The 16,141-nt window shown below is 55.3% G+C and carries 16 protein-coding genes; 10 read left to right on the top strand and 6 right to left on the bottom strand.

Translation table 11 applies throughout. The features are described from left to right. Positions 1-519 precede the first annotated feature (519 nt). From mtlA to mtlR, 3 genes are all read left to right on the top strand, one after another. Positions 520-2,433 carry a PTS mannitol transporter subunit IICBA gene (mtlA, locus tag OGW17_RS12310; protein WP_071259215.1) on the top strand — a complete coding sequence of 638 codons (1,914 nt, stop codon included), beginning with the start codon at positions 520-522 and terminating at the stop codon, positions 2,431-2,433. A 286-nt stretch (positions 2,434-2,719) separates the two neighbouring features. Then, on the top strand, positions 2,720-3,868 hold the full coding sequence (mtlD, locus tag OGW17_RS12305) for a mannitol-1-phosphate 5-dehydrogenase (protein ID WP_071259212.1): 1,149 nt from the start codon (positions 2,720-2,722) through the stop codon (positions 3,866-3,868). Further along, positions 3,865-4,455 carry a mannitol operon repressor MtlR gene (gene mtlR, locus OGW17_RS12300; protein WP_012135737.1) on the top strand — a complete coding sequence of 197 codons (591 nt, stop codon included), beginning with the start codon at positions 3,865-3,867 and terminating at the stop codon, positions 4,453-4,455. Before mtlD ends, mtlR begins: the two co-directional genes overlap by 4 nt. A gap of 12 nt (positions 4,456-4,467) precedes the next feature. Here mtlR and OGW17_RS12295 read toward each other — a convergent pair whose 3' ends face one another. Next, positions 4,468-4,677, bottom strand: coding sequence for a hypothetical protein (locus tag OGW17_RS12295; protein ID WP_012135738.1), 210 nt, complete (start codon positions 4,675-4,677; stop codon positions 4,468-4,470). Between the two features lie 290 nt (positions 4,678-4,967). Between OGW17_RS12295 and OGW17_RS12290 the strand changes: the two genes are divergently transcribed. The 5 genes from OGW17_RS12290 to trmL all read left to right on the top strand — a co-directional run bounded on the left by OGW17_RS12290 (position 4,968) and on the right by trmL (position 9,830). Beyond that, complete coding sequence (locus OGW17_RS12290; RefSeq protein ID WP_012135739.1) at positions 4,968-5,330, top strand: YibL family ribosome-associated protein; 363 nt, start codon at positions 4,968-4,970, stop codon at positions 5,328-5,330. Positions 5,331-5,600: 270 nt separating this feature from the next. Further along, positions 5,601-7,256 carry an L-lactate permease gene (gene lldP, locus OGW17_RS12285; protein ID WP_012135740.1) on the top strand — a complete coding sequence of 552 codons (1,656 nt, stop codon included), beginning with the start codon at positions 5,601-5,603 and terminating at the stop codon, positions 7,254-7,256. After that, positions 7,253-8,029 (top strand): transcriptional regulator LldR, encoded by a 777-nt coding sequence (gene lldR / locus OGW17_RS12280; protein ID WP_012135741.1) that lies wholly within the window; start codon positions 7,253-7,255, stop codon positions 8,027-8,029. Before lldP ends, lldR begins: the two co-directional genes overlap by 4 nt. Beyond that, positions 8,026-9,216 (top strand): quinone-dependent L-lactate dehydrogenase, encoded by a 1,191-nt coding sequence (gene lldD, locus OGW17_RS12275; protein WP_047460285.1) that lies wholly within the window; start codon positions 8,026-8,028, stop codon positions 9,214-9,216. Before lldR ends, lldD begins: the two co-directional genes overlap by 4 nt. Positions 9,217-9,356: 140 nt before the next feature. Continuing rightward, positions 9,357-9,830 carry a tRNA (uridine(34)/cytosine(34)/5-carboxymethylaminomethyluridine(34)-2'-O)-methyltransferase TrmL gene (trmL, locus tag OGW17_RS12270; RefSeq protein WP_047460282.1) on the top strand — a complete coding sequence of 158 codons (474 nt, stop codon included), beginning with the start codon at positions 9,357-9,359 and terminating at the stop codon, positions 9,828-9,830. Positions 9,831-9,911: 81 nt separating this feature from the next. Here trmL and cysE read toward each other — a convergent pair whose 3' ends face one another. From cysE to OGW17_RS12245, 5 genes are all read right to left on the bottom strand, one after another. Then, positions 9,912-10,733, bottom strand: coding sequence for a serine O-acetyltransferase (gene cysE, locus OGW17_RS12265; RefSeq protein ID WP_012135745.1), 822 nt, complete (start codon positions 10,731-10,733; stop codon positions 9,912-9,914). Positions 10,734-10,810: 77 nt separating this feature from the next. Further along, the gene (gpsA, locus tag OGW17_RS12260) at positions 10,811-11,830 is read right to left on the bottom strand and encodes an NAD(P)H-dependent glycerol-3-phosphate dehydrogenase (protein WP_012135746.1); all 1,020 of its coding nucleotides are present in this window, start codon (positions 11,828-11,830) and stop codon (positions 10,811-10,813) included. Further along, positions 11,830-12,297 carry a protein-export chaperone SecB gene (secB, locus tag OGW17_RS12255; protein ID WP_003024155.1) on the bottom strand — a complete coding sequence of 156 codons (468 nt, stop codon included), beginning with the start codon at positions 12,295-12,297 and terminating at the stop codon, positions 11,830-11,832. The genes gpsA and secB overlap by 1 nt, the downstream gene beginning before the upstream one ends. Before the next feature lie 47 nt (positions 12,298-12,344). Continuing rightward, positions 12,345-12,596, bottom strand: a complete 252-nt coding sequence (grxC, locus tag OGW17_RS12250) for a glutaredoxin 3 (RefSeq protein ID WP_071259210.1) — start codon at positions 12,594-12,596, stop codon at positions 12,345-12,347. A gap of 27 nt (positions 12,597-12,623) precedes the next feature. Then, positions 12,624-13,055: a rhodanese-like domain-containing protein gene (locus tag OGW17_RS12245; RefSeq protein WP_012135748.1), complete on the bottom strand. Its 432-nt coding sequence runs from the start codon at positions 13,053-13,055 to the stop codon at positions 12,624-12,626. A 246-nt stretch (positions 13,056-13,301) separates the two neighbouring features. Here OGW17_RS12245 and gpmM point away from each other — a divergent pair, with 246 nt between their 5' ends. Together gpmM and envC are read left to right on the top strand one after the other, a co-directional pair. Further along, positions 13,302-14,846 carry a 2,3-bisphosphoglycerate-independent phosphoglycerate mutase gene (gene gpmM, locus OGW17_RS12240; protein WP_024131059.1) on the top strand — a complete coding sequence of 515 codons (1,545 nt, stop codon included), beginning with the start codon at positions 13,302-13,304 and terminating at the stop codon, positions 14,844-14,846. 33 nt (positions 14,847-14,879) lie between these two features. Further along, on the top strand, positions 14,880-16,139 hold the full coding sequence (gene envC / locus OGW17_RS12235) for a murein hydrolase activator EnvC (RefSeq protein ID WP_235424230.1): 1,260 nt from the start codon (positions 14,880-14,882) through the stop codon (positions 16,137-16,139). Positions 16,140-16,141 lie beyond the last annotated feature (2 nt).

The raw sequence follows: 16,141 nt of genomic DNA, 5'->3' as shown, positions 1-16,141 counted from the left end.
TTCACGCTAATAAGAGTGTTAAATGACAGGCGGCGTATTACGATTCCACCGATATTTTGAACATAATTCGAGTCCGCCATTTTCGCCATCAAACCAAAAGATAATTTTGCACGGCGAGAGGTTGCTCAATTACACATCAGAATGAAGCATGAGGCGGAATCTGCTTAAGATCACACCACACAGGTTTCGGATGAAAATATCTTGTGATTTAGATCACAAAAATTCAACAAACCCTCAAATCAAAAATGTGAAACAGTTCACATTTAAACGCTATTTCCATCGGTGATTCCGGGTTTGTTGTTTTTTTACACAACTGTTTTGTGATCAATATCACATCAATAACCACCATCTACCCTATATTCATGTGACCTAAATCACACAACAAGCCAGCAACTGGACAGTTGAACGATTCAGTGCCAGATTTCGCACTATCTACAGGGTCCGGCTACCTCTGCCGCTACATTAACAAACCTCGGGCTTCGAGCCTGCGCGACAGCAAACATAAGAAGGGGTGTTTTTATGTCATCCGATATTAAGATCAAGGTGCAAAGCTTTGGTCGTTTCCTCAGCAATATGGTGATGCCAAATATCGGCGCGTTTATCGCGTGGGGTATTATCACCGCATTATTTATTCCAACAGGGTGGTTGCCTAACGAAACGCTGGCAAAGCTCGTTGGTCCGATGATCACCTACCTCCTGCCGCTGTTGATCGGTTATACCGGTGGTAAGCTGGTAGGCGGCGAGCGCGGCGGCGTGGTCGGTGCTATCACCACGATGGGCGTTATCGTCGGTGCGGACATGCCGATGTTCCTCGGCTCAATGATCGCAGGCCCGCTGGGCGGCTACTGCATCAAGAAATTCGATAGCTGGGTAGACGGTAAGATCAAATCCGGTTTCGAAATGCTGGTGAATAACTTCTCCGCTGGCATCATCGGGATGATCCTCGCGATTCTGGCGTTCCTCGGCATTGGCCCGGCGGTTGAAGTCCTGTCCAAACTGCTGGCAGCCGGCGTTAACTTCATGGTTGTCCATGACATGCTGCCGCTGGCGTCTATCTTCGTTGAACCGGCGAAAATCCTGTTCCTTAACAACGCGATCAACCACGGTATCTTCTCGCCGCTGGGTATTCAGCAGTCCCATGAGCTGGGTAAATCCATCTTCTTCCTGATCGAAGCTAACCCAGGCCCGGGTATGGGCATCCTGATGGCGTACATGTTCTTCGGTCGCGGCAGCGCAAAACAGTCTGCTGGCGGTGCGGCAATCATCCACTTCCTGGGCGGTATCCACGAAATTTACTTCCCGTACGTGCTGATGAACCCGCGTCTGATCCTGGCCGTTATCCTCGGCGGTATGACTGGCGTGTTTACGCTGACCATCCTGAACGGCGGTCTGGTTTCTCCGGCGTCTCCGGGTTCTATCCTGGCGGTACTGGCGATGACGCCAAAAGGCGCCTACTTCGCTAACATCACGGCGATTATCGCTGCTATGGCGGTCTCCTTCATCATTGCCTCCATTCTGCTGAAAACCAGCAAAGTGAAAGAAGATGATGATATCGACGCGGCAACCCGTCGCGTGCAGGACATGAAAGCGGAATCTAAAGGCGCATCCGCGCTGTCCGCTGGCGATGTGACCAACGACCTGAGCCATGTACGTAAAATCATCGTTGCCTGTGATGCCGGTATGGGTTCCAGCGCAATGGGTGCGGGCGTACTGCGTAAAAAAGTTCAGGATGCGGGTCTGAGCCAGATTTCCGTCACCAATAGCGCGATCAACAACCTGCCGCCGGATGTCGACCTGGTCATCACTCACCGTGACCTGACCGAGCGCGCCATGCGCCAGGTTCCGCAAGCGCAGCACATTTCGCTGACCAACTTCCTGGATAGCGGACTGTACACCAGCCTGACCGAACGTCTGGTTGCCGCGCAGCGCCACAACACCAACGAAGAGAAAGTACGCGACCATCTGAAAGACAGCTTTGATGAAGGGGATAACAACCTGTTCAAGCTGGGCGCAGAAAACATCTTCCTGGGTCGTAAAGCCGCCACTAAAGAAGAAGCCATTCACTTTGCGGGCGAGCAACTGGTGAAAGGCGGTTATGTTGAGCCAGAATACATCGACGCCATGCTGGAACGTGAAAAACTGACCCCGACTTATCTGGGTGAGTCTATCGCCGTACCGCACGGCACCGTGGAAGCCAAAGACCGCGTGCTGAAAACCGGTGTGGTCTTCTGCCAGTACCCGGAAGGCGTTCGCTTCGGTGAAGAAGAAGACGATATCGCCCGCCTGGTCATTGGTATCGCGGCGCGTAACAACGAGCACATCCAGGTCATCACCAGCCTGACTAACGCGCTGGATGATGAGTCCGTGATCGAGCGTCTGGCGCATACCACCAGCGTGGATGAAGTGCTGGAACTGCTGGCCGGTCGTAAGTAAGTCCGTTGCCCGGTGGCGCTCGCGCTTACCGGGCCTACGATGTGCAGTTCCCGTAGGCCGGCATCATGCCCGGCGACGCTGTGCTTACCGGGCATGCGATGTGCAGTTCCCGTAGGCCGGATAAGGCGTTTACGCCGCCATCCGGCATCATGTCCGGTGGCGCTGCTACCGGGCCTGCGGTGTACGGTTTCCTCTCCCGCAAGGGAGAGGGTTTGGGTGAGGGGGGAAGCCATGCGGTCCCTCACCCCAGCCCTCTCGGGTAAAAACATTAATGAAGGTTAACACTATGAAAGCATTACATTTTGGCGCAGGTAATATCGGTCGTGGATTTATCGGTAAACTGCTGGCTGACGCGGGGATACAACTGACGTTCGCGGATGTAAACCAGGTCGTGCTCGACGCCCTGAATGCCCGTCATAGCTATCAGGTTCATGTGGTGGGTGAAAATGAGCAGGTTGATACGGTTTCCGGCGTTAATGCCGTGAGCAGCATCAGCGATGACGTGGTTGAGCTGATTGCGCAGGTCGATTTGGTCACCACCGCCGTTGGGCCGGTGGTACTGGAACGCATTGCTCCGACCATCGCCAAAGGCCTGGTTAAACGTAAAACGCAGGGAATTGAAGCGCCGCTTAACATCATTGCCTGCGAAAACATGGTGCGCGGCACCACGCAATTGAAAGGTCATGTGATGAACGCCCTGGCGGATGAAGACAAAGCCTGGGTTGAACAGCATGTCGGTTTTGTCGATTCCGCCGTCGACCGTATCGTGCCGCCTTCCGCCTCCGCCACGAACGACCCGCTGGAAGTCACCGTGGAAACCTTCAGCGAGTGGATTGTCGATAAAACGCAGTTCAAAGGCGCGCTGCCAGATATTCCAGGTATGGAATTAACCGATAACCTGATGGCATTTGTCGAACGTAAACTCTTCACGCTGAACACCGGGCATGCTATAACCGCGTACCTCGGAAAATTAACCGGTCATCAGACCATCCGTGACGCGATTCTCGATGAGAAAATCCGCGCTGTGGTAAAAGGGGCGATGGAAGAGAGCGGCGCGGTGCTGATCAAACGCTACGGTTTTGATGCCGACAAACATGCGGCATACATTCAGAAAATCCTCGGTCGTTTTGAAAACCCGTATCTGAAAGATGACGTTGAGCGCGTTGGCCGCCAGCCGCTGCGTAAACTGAGTGCGGGCGACCGTCTGATCAAACCGCTGCTGGGCACGCTGGAATACGGCCTGCCGCACGTTAACCTGGTCAACGGTATCGCTGCCGCGATGCACTTTACCAGCGAAGACGATCCGCAGGCCCAGGAACTGGCTGCGCTGATCGCAGAGAAAGGGCCGCAGGAAGCGCTGGCGCAAATTTCCGGGCTGGATGTAAACAGCGAAGTGGTAGCGGAGGCGGTTAACGCATACAACGCGACCAAATGAGGCAAAATACGGCGCAGGTCATCCTGCGCCCGAATGACAGATTGTCAGATATGCAGGCAATAATGGAACAAACCCAGGCCTTTGAAAACCGCGTGCTTGAGCGTCTGAATGCTGGCAAAACCGTACGAAGTTTCCTCATCACCGCCGTAGAGTTACTCACCGAGGCGGTGAATATTCTGGTACTTCAGGTGTTTCGCAAAGACGATTATGCGGTGAAATACGCAGTGGAACCGTTGCTCGACGGCGATGGACCGCTGGGCGATCTCTCGGTACGTCTGAAACTGATCTACGGTCTGGGGGTACTCAGTCGCCCTGAATACGAAGATGCGGAACTGCTGATGGCGCTGCGTGAAGAACTGAATCACGACGGTAATGAATATGCGTTCACCGACGACGAAATTCTCGGGCCGTTTGGCGAACTGCACTGCGTGACGGCGTTACCGCCGCCGCCGCATTTTGAGACCTCTGACCCGGGTTTATACGCCATGCAAATTCAGCGCTACCAGCAAGCGGTACGCTCAACGATGGTGCTTTCCCTGACCGAGCTGATTTCTAAAATCAGCTTAAAAAAAGCCTTTCAAAAATAGACCGTCAACCACTTACTGTTTTTCTTCCGGCTGCGGCTGATAGAGCTGGCGATAATATTCCAGACGTTGCAGGTACATCTGCGCATTTGCCTTCGGCACCTCATCAGGAACCATATCGCGCGGCGGCGTTTTATTCAGATACTCCCGAAATGCCTGACTCGAAGCCATAAAATCTACAGCCTTATCAATAAGAAGCGGAACGTTGTCACCTATTTTAACCATGATGATATCTCCATGTATTCTCCGCGTCGGGGAATGCGCGGCCGCTAATTTTAGTTTAGGCTCAGACAGGGTTTTCTATTGAGGAAAACGTGCTTAATCGCAAACCACCATACAGAAACCGTTAACATCACGTTTTGTTTATTAAATAAGTATTAAATCAAGACGTTACACAATCAATTAGCATTATAATACTTGCCTTATTTGATTATTTTTATCCCATTAGTTGTGAATAATCCCGCTCTGCGCGCATACTATAGAAAATTCATCCTGGTTCCATCAGAAGCTATCCCATGAAAGAAGTCGAAAAAAACGAAATTAAACGTCTGAGCGATCGCCTGGACGCCATCCGCCACCAGCAGGCCTCGCTATCCCTTGTCGATGCCGCTGACAAATATGCCGAGCTGGAAAAAGAGAAAGCCACGCTGGAAGCCGAGATCGTGCGCCTGCGTGACGTTCACAGCCAGAAGCTGAGTAAAGAAGCGCAAAAGCTGATGAACCTGCCGTTTCGCCGCGCGATTACTAAAAAAGAACAGGCCGATATGGGCAAGCTGAAGAAAAGCGTGCGCGGTCTGGTTGTCGTCCACCCAATGACGGCGTTAGGCCGTGAAATGGGCCTGAAAGAGATGACCGGTTTCGCAAAAACCGAGTTTTAACCTTCTGCCGGGTACGCGCACGCTTGCCCGGCCCGCCCTTTCCCTCCCCTCCCTCAATTGGCCCAACCAATTATCCCTTAATCCGATCACTGGTTCACAGTTCATTAAAATTCACCTACACTAGCGTTGCCAACAAGCAACATTTGATTAACCATTCATTGTCATTACCCCTACATTCCAATATTGGCAGGGCCACTTTTACACATAATGTGACAAAGAGATGAGCAAAAGACTCATTGCATTATGCGTGTGACCCTCAGGAGACCTGCAATGAATCTCTGGCAACAAAACTACGATCCGGCCGGTAACATCTGGATTTCCAGCCTGATCGCATCGCTTCCGATCCTGTTCTTTTTCTTCGCGCTGATTAAGCTCAAGCTGAAAGGCTACATCGCCGCCTCCTGGACGGTCGCAATCGCGCTGGCTGTCGCGCTGCTGTTTTACAAAATGCCGGTGGATAACGCTCTGGCTGCGGTGGTGTATGGCTTCTTCTATGGTCTGTGGCCGATTGCCTGGATCATTATCGCCGCTGTCTTTGTCTATAAAATCTCTGTCAGAACCGGGCAATTCGACATCATCCGGTCATCAATATTGTCGATTACCCCTGACCAGCGTCTGCAAATGCTGATCGTCGGCTTTTCCTTCGGGGCATTCCTTGAAGGGGCAGCGGGCTTTGGCGCGCCAGTGGCGATTACTGCGGCTCTGCTAGTCGGCCTGGGCTTTAATCCGCTGTATGCGGCGGGTTTGTGCCTGATCGTCAACACCGCGCCGGTCGCGTTTGGCGCGATGGGGATTCCGATTCTGGTGGCCGGTCAGGTCACCGGGCTGGACAGCTTTGAGATCGGCCAGATGGTCGGCCGTCAGTTGCCGTTCCTGACCATTATCGTGCTGTTCTGGATCATGGCGATTATGGACGGCTGGCGCGGCGTGAAAGAGACCTGGCCTGCGGTGATGGTGGCGGGTGGTTCATTTGCTATCGCCCAGTACCTCAGCTCTAACTTTATCGGCCCGGAACTGCCGGACATCATCTCGTCGCTGGTCTCGCTGGTCTGTCTGACGCTGTTCCTGAAACGCTGGCAGCCGGTACGTATTTTCCGCTTTGGCGATATGGGCGCTTCACAGGTCGATCAGACGCTGGACCGCACCCATTACACGGTTGGTCAAGTCGTTCGCGCATGGTCGCCGTTCCTGTTCCTGACAGCGACCGTTACCCTCTGGAGCGTCCCGCCGTTTAAAGCGATGTTTGCCCCAGGCGGCGCGCTGTACGACTGGGTGATTAATATTCCGGTTCCGCATCTTGATAAGCTGGTTGCCCGTATGCCGCCAGTGGTGCATGAGGCAACCGCCTACGCTGCGGTCTATAAGTTCGACTGGTTCTCCGCTACCGGTACGGCCATTCTGTTCGCTGCGCTGCTGTCCGTCGTCTGGCTGAAAATGAAACCGTCTGCCGCAATCCAGACATTCGGCAGCACGCTGAAAGAGTTAGCGCTGCCGATTTACTCCATCGGGATGGTGCTGGCATTCGCGTTTATCTCTAACTACTCCGGGCTCTCCTCTACGCTGGCGTTAGCGCTGGCGCATACGGGCAGCGCCTTTACCTTCTTCTCGCCGTTCCTTGGCTGGCTGGGCGTATTCCTGACGGGATCTGATACCTCATCAAACGCGCTGTTTGCCGCCCTGCAGGCGACGGCCGCCCAGCAAATCGGCGTCTCTGACGTGCTGATGGTGGCGGCGAATACCACCGGCGGCGTAACCGGTAAGATGATCTCTCCGCAGTCTATCGCCATTGCCTGTGCGGCAGTGGGTCTGGTAGGGAAAGAGTCCGACCTGTTCCGCTTTACCGTTAAACACAGCCTGATTTTCACCTGCATGGTGGGTGTGATTACCACACTTCAGGCCTATGTCTTAACCTGGATGATTCCGTGATTGTGATGCCAAAACGCCTGTCAGACGAGGTTGCCTCTCGTGTGCGGGCGCTGATTGAAGAACAACAGCTGGAGGCGGGCATGAAGTTGCCCGCCGAGCGCCAGCTGGCCGTACAACTGGGCGTGTCGCGCAATTCTCTGCGCGAGGCGCTGGCGAAACTGGTCAGTGAAGGCGTGCTGATCAGCCGCCGGGGCGGCGGAACGTTCGTTCGCTGGCAGCATGAAACCTGGTCCGAACAGAATATCGTTCAGCCGTTGAAAACGCTGATGGCGGACGACCCGGACTACAGCTTCGACATTCTGGAAGCCCGCCACGCCATTGAAGCCAGCACCGCGTGGCACGCTGCAATGCGCGCCACACCCGCTGATAAAGAGAAAATTAAGCTCTGCTTTGACGCCACGCTCAGTGAAGACCCGGACCTCGCCTCTCAGGCGGATGTTCGCTTCCATCTCGCGATTGCGGAGGCCTCGCACAACGTCGTGCTGTTGCAGACCATGCGCGGCTTCTTTGATGTCCTGCAATCATCCGTGAAGCAGAGCCGCCAGCGTATGTATCTCGTTCCGCCGGTGTTTTCAAAACTGACGGAACAACATCAGGCGGTGATGGACGCCATTCTGGCCGGTGATGCCGACGGCGCACGTAAAGCCATGATGGCGCACCTCAGTTTCGTCCACACCACCATTAAACGATTTGATGAAGACCAGGCCCGCCAGGCGCGTATTACCCGCCTGCCCGGTGACCATAATGAGATTTCCAGGGAGAACAAAGCATGATCATTTCAGCAGCCAGCGATTATCGCGCCGCAGCCCAACGCATTCTGCCCCCTTTCTTGTTCCACTACATCGACGGCGGCGCCTATGCGGAATACACCCTGCGTCGTAACGTGGAAGACTTGTCAGAGGTGGCGCTCCGCCAGCGCGTGCTGAAGAATATGTCCGACCTGAGCCTGGAAACCACCCTGTTTAACGAAAAGCTGTCGATGCCGGTTGCACTGGCTCCGGTTGGCCTGTGCGGAATGTATGCGCGTCGCGGTGAAGTTCAGGCCGCCGCCGCCGCCGATGCGAAAGGGATTCCGTTTACCCTCTCCACCGTTTCTGTCTGCCCTATCGAGGAAGTCGCGCCGACGATTAAACGCCCGATGTGGTTCCAGCTGTACGTCCTGCGCGATCGCGGTTTTATGCGTAACGCGCTGGAGCGCGCCAAAGCGGCGGGCTGCTCCACGCTGGTCTTTACCGTCGATATGCCAACGCCTGGCGCGCGTTACCGTGACGCCCACTCCGGGATGAGCGGCCCGAATGCCGCCCTGCGCCGCTACTGGCAGGCTGCAACCCATCCGCAATGGGCCTGGGATGTCGGCCTGAACGGTCGTCCGCACGATCTGGGCAATATCTCCGCCTACCTTGGCAAACCGACCGGGCTGGAAGATTACATCGGCTGGCTGGCGAACAACTTCGATCCGTCGATTTCCTGGAAAGACCTGGAGTGGATCCGTGAATTCTGGGACGGCCCAATGGTGATCAAAGGGATCCTCGATCCCGAAGACGCCCGCGACGCGGTACGCTTTGGCGCTGACGGCATCGTGGTCTCTAACCACGGCGGCCGCCAGCTCGACGGCGTACTCTCCTCCGCCCGCGCCCTGCCCGCCATTGCCGACGCGGTGAAAGGCGATATCGCCATTCTGGCGGACAGCGGAATTCGTAATGGTCTGGACGTGGTACGCATGATTGCGCTTGGGGCCGATAGCGTACTGCTTGGCCGTGCGTATCTGTACGCGCTGGCGACGGCGGGTCAGGCTGGCGTGGCGAACCTGCTGGATCTGATCGAAAAAGAGATGAAGGTCGCCATGACGCTGACTGGCGCAAAATCAATCAGCGAGATCAGCCGTGATTCGCTGGTGCAGGAACTCGGTAAGTCTGTTCCGGCTGCGCTGGCGCCACTATCGCAGGGTGATGCGGCGTAGGCTGGATAAGGCGTCAGCCGCCACCCGGCAATGTAATGTGCATCGGGGAGCCTGATGGCGCTACGCTTATCAGGCCTACAGGGTGAGGGTGAACGTATTTTCTGCTATTCTGCCCCCCGCACTTAAGGGGGCAGTTAAGCATGTTGAATATCGTATTATTCGAACCAGAAATCCCACCAAACACCGGCAATATTATTCGTCTTTGCGCCAATACCGGTTTTCGTCTGCATATTATCGAGCCGATGGGCTTCACATGGGATGATAAACGTCTGCGCCGCGCGGGGCTGGACTATCATGAGTTTGCCGCCGTACAGCGCCATCACGATTACGCCGCCTTTGTCGCCGCCGAAAACCCACAGCGTCTGTTTGCTCTGACCACCAAAGGCACCCCTGCCCATAGCGCGGTGAGCTATCAGGATGGGGACTACCTGATGTTTGGCCCGGAAACGCGCGGTTTACCGGCGACCATTCTCGACGCGCTGCCCGCAGAACAAAAAATTCGTATTCCAATGATGCCGGACAGCCGCAGCATGAACCTGTCGAACGCGGTGTCGGTCGTGGTATATGAGGCATGGCGCCAGTTGGGGTATCCTGGCGCGGTATTGCGTAGTTGATTTCTGTCGGATGGCGGCTGACGCCTTATCCGACCTACGGAGTTGGTAGGCCCGGTAAGCGCAGCGCCACCGGGCATAAAGTCAGATGCCGTCGCCGTATTCGAACGTATGGTGAATCCCGTTAAAATGCTGATCCATATCCATTGACGGCTTATCGCTGTCGGGCTTGCCGACAATCCGCGCCGGAACGCCCGCTGCGGTAGTGTGTGGCGGTACGGGCTGCAAGACCACGGAGCCCGCGCCAATCTTCGCGCCGCGCCCCACTTCGATATTGCCAAGGATCTTCGCCCCGGCGCCAATCATCACGCCTTCACGAATTTTGGGATGACGATCGCCGCTGGTTTTCCCGGTCCCGCCAAGCGTGACGGATTGCAGGATCGAGACATCGTTTTCGATTACCGCCGTTTCACCGACCACAATCCCCGTCGCGTGATCGAGCATAATGCCGCGTCCAATTTTCGCCGCCGGGTGAATATCGACCTGGAAGGTGACAGAAACCTGATTTTGCAGGAATATCGCCAGCGCGCGGCGGCCTTCATTCCATAACCAGTGGCCGATACGGTAGGCCTGGAGAGCATGGAAGCCTTTCAGATACAGAAGCGGCGTCGAGTATTTGTCTACCGCCGGGTCGCGGGTGCGTACCGCCTGAATATCACAGGCAGCAGAGGCGATCATTTCCGGGTCGGCGGCGTAGGCCTCTTCCACCACTTCACGGATGGCGATGGCAGGCATAATCGGAGATGCGAGTTTGTTCGCCAGCATATAGCTCAGCGCACTGCCCAGGTTTTCATGCTTGAGTAGCGTCGCGTGGTAGAAACTGGCCAGCATCGGCTCACAGTCCGCCAGAGCCCGGGCTTCGGCTTTAATATTGTTCCAGACGATATCCAGTTCTTCACATGACATTGCTGACTCCAGGTATCAGGCTAACGACCGGCCCGTTCTTCGCGGGCCGGGTCATTTAATAAAACAGATCCTTACGGCTAGTGGCGACTACGCTCGTCCTTGCGTGCACGACCTAATAACGTCAATGCTGCCTCGCGCGCGTTTTTTCCGCAATACAATACTTGATAAATTTCCTCGGTTATTGGCATTTCGACACCAAAACGGTGCGCCAACTCACGAACTTCTTTTGTATTACGGTAGCCTTCAACCACCTGACCAATTTTGTCCTGCGCGCTCTGAACATCCATGCCCTGACCGAGCATCATGCCAAAACGGCGGTTACGCGACTGGTTGTCGGTACAGGTCAGAACCAGGTCGCCCAGACCCGCCATTCCCATAAAGGTGGTCGGATCGGCCCCCAGCGCCGCGCCAAGACGCGACATCTCCGTCAGCCCACGCGTGATCAGCGCGGTACGTGCGTTTGCGCCAAAACCGATGCCGTCAGACATGCCTGCGCCAATCGCAATCACGTTTTTCACCGCACCGCCCAGCTGCACGCCGATGAAATCGGGGTTGCTGTAGACGCGAAAACTCTTACCGCAGTGCAAAAGTTCCTGCAAATCATCCGCGAAGGTTTCGTCCGTCGACGCCAGAGAAATTGCCGTCGGCAAACCCGCCGCCAGTTCTTTAGCGAACGTCGGGCCGGATATCACCGCCAGCGGGATGTCATCGCCCAGCGCTTCACGGGCGACATCCTGCAACAGGCGCCCCGTTTCCGCTTCCAGACCTTTGGTCGCCCAGACCAGGCGCGCATCAGGACGCATCAGCGGTTTAATCTGTCGCAGCACCTCGCCAAAGACATGGCTTGGCACCACCACCAGAATGTTACGGCTGGCCGCCAGCGCGGTGGCTAAGTCGCTTTCAAGGCGTAGCGTATCGGGAAAAGGCACATCAGGGAGGAACGCGACGTTGCAGCGGTCTCGCTCAAGGGTCGCGACATGTTTAGGATCGTGGCCCCACAGGACAACCTGGTGGCCGTTTCTCGCCAGGGTGATGGCAAGAGCGGTGCCGTACGAGCCAGCACCGATCACAGTCATTGAAGCATTACTTTGGTTCATCAGGCATCCTGATGTTCTTCAGTACCTTCGCCAGCCTGCTGCTGTAAATAGTTCATGAACAGCGCATCGAAGTTAACCGGCGCAAGATTCAGTTGCGGGAACGTGCCGCGTGAAACCAGGCTGGTGATGCATTCGCGGGCATACGGGAACAGAATGTTCGGGCAGTATGCACCCAGGCAATGCGCCATCTGAGTTCCTTCAATACCACTGATGGAGAAAATGCCGCCCTGCTGAACTTCGCACAGGAAAGCGGTTTCTTCGCCCAGGGAAGCCGTTACGGTAACACGCAGTACCACTTCGTATACGTCATCTGCCAGTTGAGTAGACGCCGTATCAAGATCAAGTTTAACCTCTGGCTGCCAATCTTTCTGGAAAACATGCGGCGCATTTGGCGCTTCGAAAGACACATCCTTGGTGTAGATACGTTGGATCTGGAAAGCCATTTCGGTGTTATTTTGTTCTGACATGTGTAGAAAACCCTTTAGTGTTGTCCTTAAAATACTTGCGGCATGTTTTAACGCAGCAGGGGATCCAGTCCACCACGCGCATCCAACGCATACAAGTCGTCACAGCCGCCAATGTGCTGTGCATCAATAAAAATCTGCGGAACCGTCGTGCGGCCACTACGCTTGATCATCTCTTCACGTTTTACGGCATCGCCGTCAATCGGAAGTTCCTGGAAACTCACACCCTTACTGCTCAACAGCGCTTTTGCACGATGGCAAAACGGGCAGGTTGCTTTGGTGTAGACCTCGATGTTAGCCATGACTTATCTCCCGTGTTGAGTAACGCGTTATTTCCCGCGCACTAATGGCAGGTTCTCACCGCTCCAGCCCGCAACGCCTTCTTTCAGCACAAAAACTTTCTCAAAGCCCGCTTTGATCAGTGCGTTTGCGGATTCCTGACACTGCATACCGGAACCATCAACCACGATCAGAGGCTTATCTTTGTGCTTTTCAAGCTCGCCAACGTTGTTGGCCTTGATTTCGCTCGGCAGCAGGTTAGTCGCGCCCGCGATATGGCCTTTGCGGAAGTCGTCACGCTGACGTAAATCCACCACAACGGCGTCTTCTTTGTTGATAAGACGCGTCGCTTCGCCGCGAGTAATAACCTTAACTTTAGACATCAGGCCTTTGAAAGTGGTGAACAACACCGCCACCAGTAACGCAATCCAGGCGATACTCAGTATGGGGTGGCGGCCAACAAATTGCATAATTTCTTGCATGGGGGGTAACAACTCCCGACTCAGTGATTAAAAACCAGGAAAGGAGTATACCTGCGCGTTGGCGCAAATACAGCCAGAGCGTGCAATGGATTGCATTTTTGCGGGGCGCTACGGAAAAAAAACGTCGATCCGCGCCGTCCCCGGCTCGCTCTCTGCCCCATTCTTTGATCTTCTGAGGCTATTTTATCGATTCAGCTGTAGTAAAATTACGCAATTATTTTGTCTATTGAGTGTGAGGTTGTCGCAATGTCGGTTTCTAAAAAACCTATGGTACTGGTGATTCTGGATGGCTATGGCTACCGTGAAGACAGCCAGGATAACGCCATTTTGAATGCCAAAACCCCGGTAATGGATGCTTTGTGGGCAAAACGTCCGCATACCCTGATCGACGCTTCCGGTCTGGAAGTGGGTCTGCCGGACCGTCAGATGGGCAACTCCGAAGTGGGTCACGTTAACCTGGGCGCGGGCCGTATCGTGTATCAGGATCTGACGCGCCTGGATGTTGAAATTAAAGAACGTACCTTCTTCGCTAACCCGGTACTGACGGCGGCGGTCGATCAGGCGAAAAATACCGGTAAAGCCGTGCACATTATGGGCCTGCTGTCTGCGGGCGGCGTGCACAGCCACGAAGATCACATCATGGCGATGGTCGAACTGGCCGCAGAACGCGGCGCAGAGAAAATTTATCTGCACGCCTTCCTTGATGGCCGCGATACCCCGCCACGCAGCGCGGAATCCTCGCTGAAAAAATTCGAAGACAAGTTTGCCGCGCTGGGCAAAGGCCGCGTAGCGTCCATTATTGGTCGTTACTATGCAATGGACCGCGACAACCGCTGGGATCGCGTTGAGCAGGCCTATGACCTGATGACGCTGGCGCAGGGTGAGTTCCAGGCCGATACCGCCGTTGCTGGCCTGCTGGCCGCTTACGCGCGTGACGAAAACGACGAATTTGTGAAAGCGACCGTCATTCGCGCGGAAGGTCAGGCCGATGCCGCGATGGAAGACGGCGACACGCTGATTTTCATGAACTTCCGTGCTGACCGCGCCCGCGAAATTACCCGCGCGTTCGTTAATGCTGATTTCGACGGCTTCGCCCGTAAGAAAGTGGTTAATCTGAACTTCGTCATGCTGACCGAGTACGCCGCTGATATCAAAACTGCCGTGGCTTACCCACCGGCATCGCTGGCAAACACTTTCGGCGAGTGGATGGCGAAGAACGACAAAACCCAACTGCGCATTTCCGAAACGGAAAAATACGCCCACGTCACCTTCTTCTTCAACGGCGGCGTAGAAGAACCGTTTGCAGGCGAAGAACGCATCCTGATCAACTCGCCTAAAGTGGCGACCTACGATCTACAGCCGGAAATGAGTTCCGCAGAACTGACCGAAAAACTGGTTGCGGCTATCGGGAGCGGCAAGTATGACACCATCATCTGTAACTACCCGAACGGTGATATGGTCGGTCACACTGGCGTGATGGAAGCGGCGGTTAAAGCGGTTGAAGCGCTGGATCACTGCGTTGAGCAGGTTGCTAAAGCAGTTGAGTCCGTTGGCGGCCAACTGCTGATCACCGCAGACCACGGCAACGCCGAGCAGATGCGCGATCCATCCACCGGCCAGGCGCACACCGCGCATACCAACCTGCCGGTTCCGCTGATTTATGTCGGCGCGAAAAGCGTAAAAGCGGTCGAAGGCGGCAAACTTTCTGATATCGCACCGACGATGTTGACGCTGATGGGTATGGAAATCCCGAAAGAGATGACTGGTAAGCCGCTGTTCATCGTGGAATAATCCTTCCCCATGAGGGGAAAGGCGTTTAATTCCATTACACGGGCCGTGAAACCACGCAGGTTTTCAGTCAGGCCCATGATTTACGCCAGCGTGTTGAGCGCTGGCGTATTGTTGTGCGCCTTTTCCGCCCATGCGGATGACCGCGATCAGCTCAAATCCATCCAGGCGGATATCGCCGCCAAAGAGCGCGCCGTACGCCAGCAACAGCAGCAACGCTCCAGTTTGCTCGCACAGCTCAAAACGCAGGAAGAGGCCATCTCCGCCGCCGCGCGTAAACTGCGTGAAACCCAGAATACCCTTGCCCAGTTGAATAAGCAGATAGACGCAATGAACGCGTCTATCGCGAAGCTGGAACAACAAAAAACCATTCAGGAACGCAGCCTTGCCGCACAGCTGGATGCGGCGTTTCGCCAGGGCGAGCATACGGGGATTCAGCTCATTCTTAGCGGTGAAGAGAGCCAGCGCGGGCAGCGTTTGCAGGCCTATTTCGGTTATCTGAACCAGGCGCGCCAGGACACCATTGCCGAACTGAAACAGACGCGTGAAGAGGTGGCGTCTCAGAAAGCGGCGCTGGAAGAGAAACAGAGCCAGCAACAGACGCTGCTGTATGAACAACGCGCCCAACAGGCGAAGCTGGAGCAGGCGCGTAATGAGCGTCAGAAAACGATCGCCGGTCTTGAGTCGTCAATCCAGCAGGGGCAACAGCAGTTAAGTGAATTGCGGGCGAACGAATCCCGCCTGCGCAACAGCATCGCGCGTGCAGAGGCGGCCGCCAAAGCCCGGGCGGAGCGAGAAGCCCGCGAAGCGCAGGCGGTGCGCAATCGTCAGCAGGAAGCCACTCGCAAAGGCACAACCTACAAACCAACCGAAAGCGAAAAATCATTGATGTCCCGTACCGGCGGTCTGGGTTCACCGCGCGGCCAGGCATTCTGGCCCGTTCGCGGCCCAACGCTGCATCGTTATGGCGAACAGCTGCAAGGTGAGCTACGTTGGAAAGGGATGGTTATCGGTGCGTCTGAAGGTACTGAAGTCAAAGCAATCGCGGACGGTAGGGTGATTCTGGCGGACTGGTTGCAGGGCTACGGTCTGGTCGTCGTCGTGGAACACGGTAAAGGCGATATGAGCCTTTACGGGTATAACCAGAGCGCGTTGGTCAGCGTTGGCACACAGGTTCGCGCAGGCCAGCCTATTGCGCTTGTAGGCAGCAGCGGCGGTCAGGGCCGACCGTCACTCTATTTCGAAATTCGTCGCCAGGGTCAGGCCGTCAATCCACAGCCGTGGTTGGGAAGATAAGT

This window comes from Citrobacter sp. CK181 (genome assembly GCF_030333595.1).
Taxonomy (GTDB): domain Bacteria; phylum Pseudomonadota; class Gammaproteobacteria; order Enterobacterales; family Enterobacteriaceae; genus Citrobacter_B; species Citrobacter_B koseri.
Note: the sequence above shows the minus strand (reverse complement) of the source record. Positions and strands in the feature narration are given on the sequence as shown.

What these genes read in the sequence shown, in the direction of transcription:
- OGW17_RS12295 (WP_012135738.1), bottom strand. Translation starts at nt 4,677, where the DNA reads ATGGTTAAAATAGGTGACAACGTTCCGCTTCTTATTGATAAGGCTGTA.
- lldD (WP_047460285.1), top strand. Translation starts at nt 8,026, where the DNA reads ATGATCATTTCAGCAGCCAGCGATTATCGCGCCGCAGCCCAACGCATT.
- cysE (WP_012135745.1), bottom strand. Translation starts at nt 10,733, where the DNA reads ATGTCATGTGAAGAACTGGATATCGTCTGGAACAATATTAAAGCCGAA.
- gpsA (WP_012135746.1), bottom strand. Translation starts at nt 11,830, where the DNA reads ATGAACCAAAGTAATGCTTCAATGACTGTGATCGGTGCTGGCTCGTAC.
- gpmM (WP_024131059.1), top strand. Translation starts at nt 13,302, where the DNA reads ATGTCGGTTTCTAAAAAACCTATGGTACTGGTGATTCTGGATGGCTAT.
- mtlD (WP_071259212.1), top strand. Translation starts at nt 2,720, where the DNA reads ATGAAAGCATTACATTTTGGCGCAGGTAATATCGGTCGTGGATTTATC.
- lldP (WP_012135740.1), top strand. Translation starts at nt 5,601, where the DNA reads ATGAATCTCTGGCAACAAAACTACGATCCGGCCGGTAACATCTGGATT.
- mtlA (WP_071259215.1), top strand. Translation starts at nt 520, where the DNA reads ATGTCATCCGATATTAAGATCAAGGTGCAAAGCTTTGGTCGTTTCCTC.
- mtlR (WP_012135737.1), top strand. Translation starts at nt 3,865, where the DNA reads ATGAGGCAAAATACGGCGCAGGTCATCCTGCGCCCGAATGACAGATTG.
- grxC (WP_071259210.1), bottom strand. Translation starts at nt 12,596, where the DNA reads ATGGCTAACATCGAGGTCTACACCAAAGCAACCTGCCCGTTTTGCCAT.
- secB (WP_003024155.1), bottom strand. Translation starts at nt 12,297, where the DNA reads ATGTCAGAACAAAATAACACCGAAATGGCTTTCCAGATCCAACGTATC.
- trmL (WP_047460282.1), top strand. Translation starts at nt 9,357, where the DNA reads ATGTTGAATATCGTATTATTCGAACCAGAAATCCCACCAAACACCGGC.
- OGW17_RS12290 (WP_012135739.1), top strand. Translation starts at nt 4,968, where the DNA reads ATGAAAGAAGTCGAAAAAAACGAAATTAAACGTCTGAGCGATCGCCTG.
- OGW17_RS12245 (WP_012135748.1), bottom strand. Translation starts at nt 13,055, where the DNA reads ATGCAAGAAATTATGCAATTTGTTGGCCGCCACCCCATACTGAGTATC.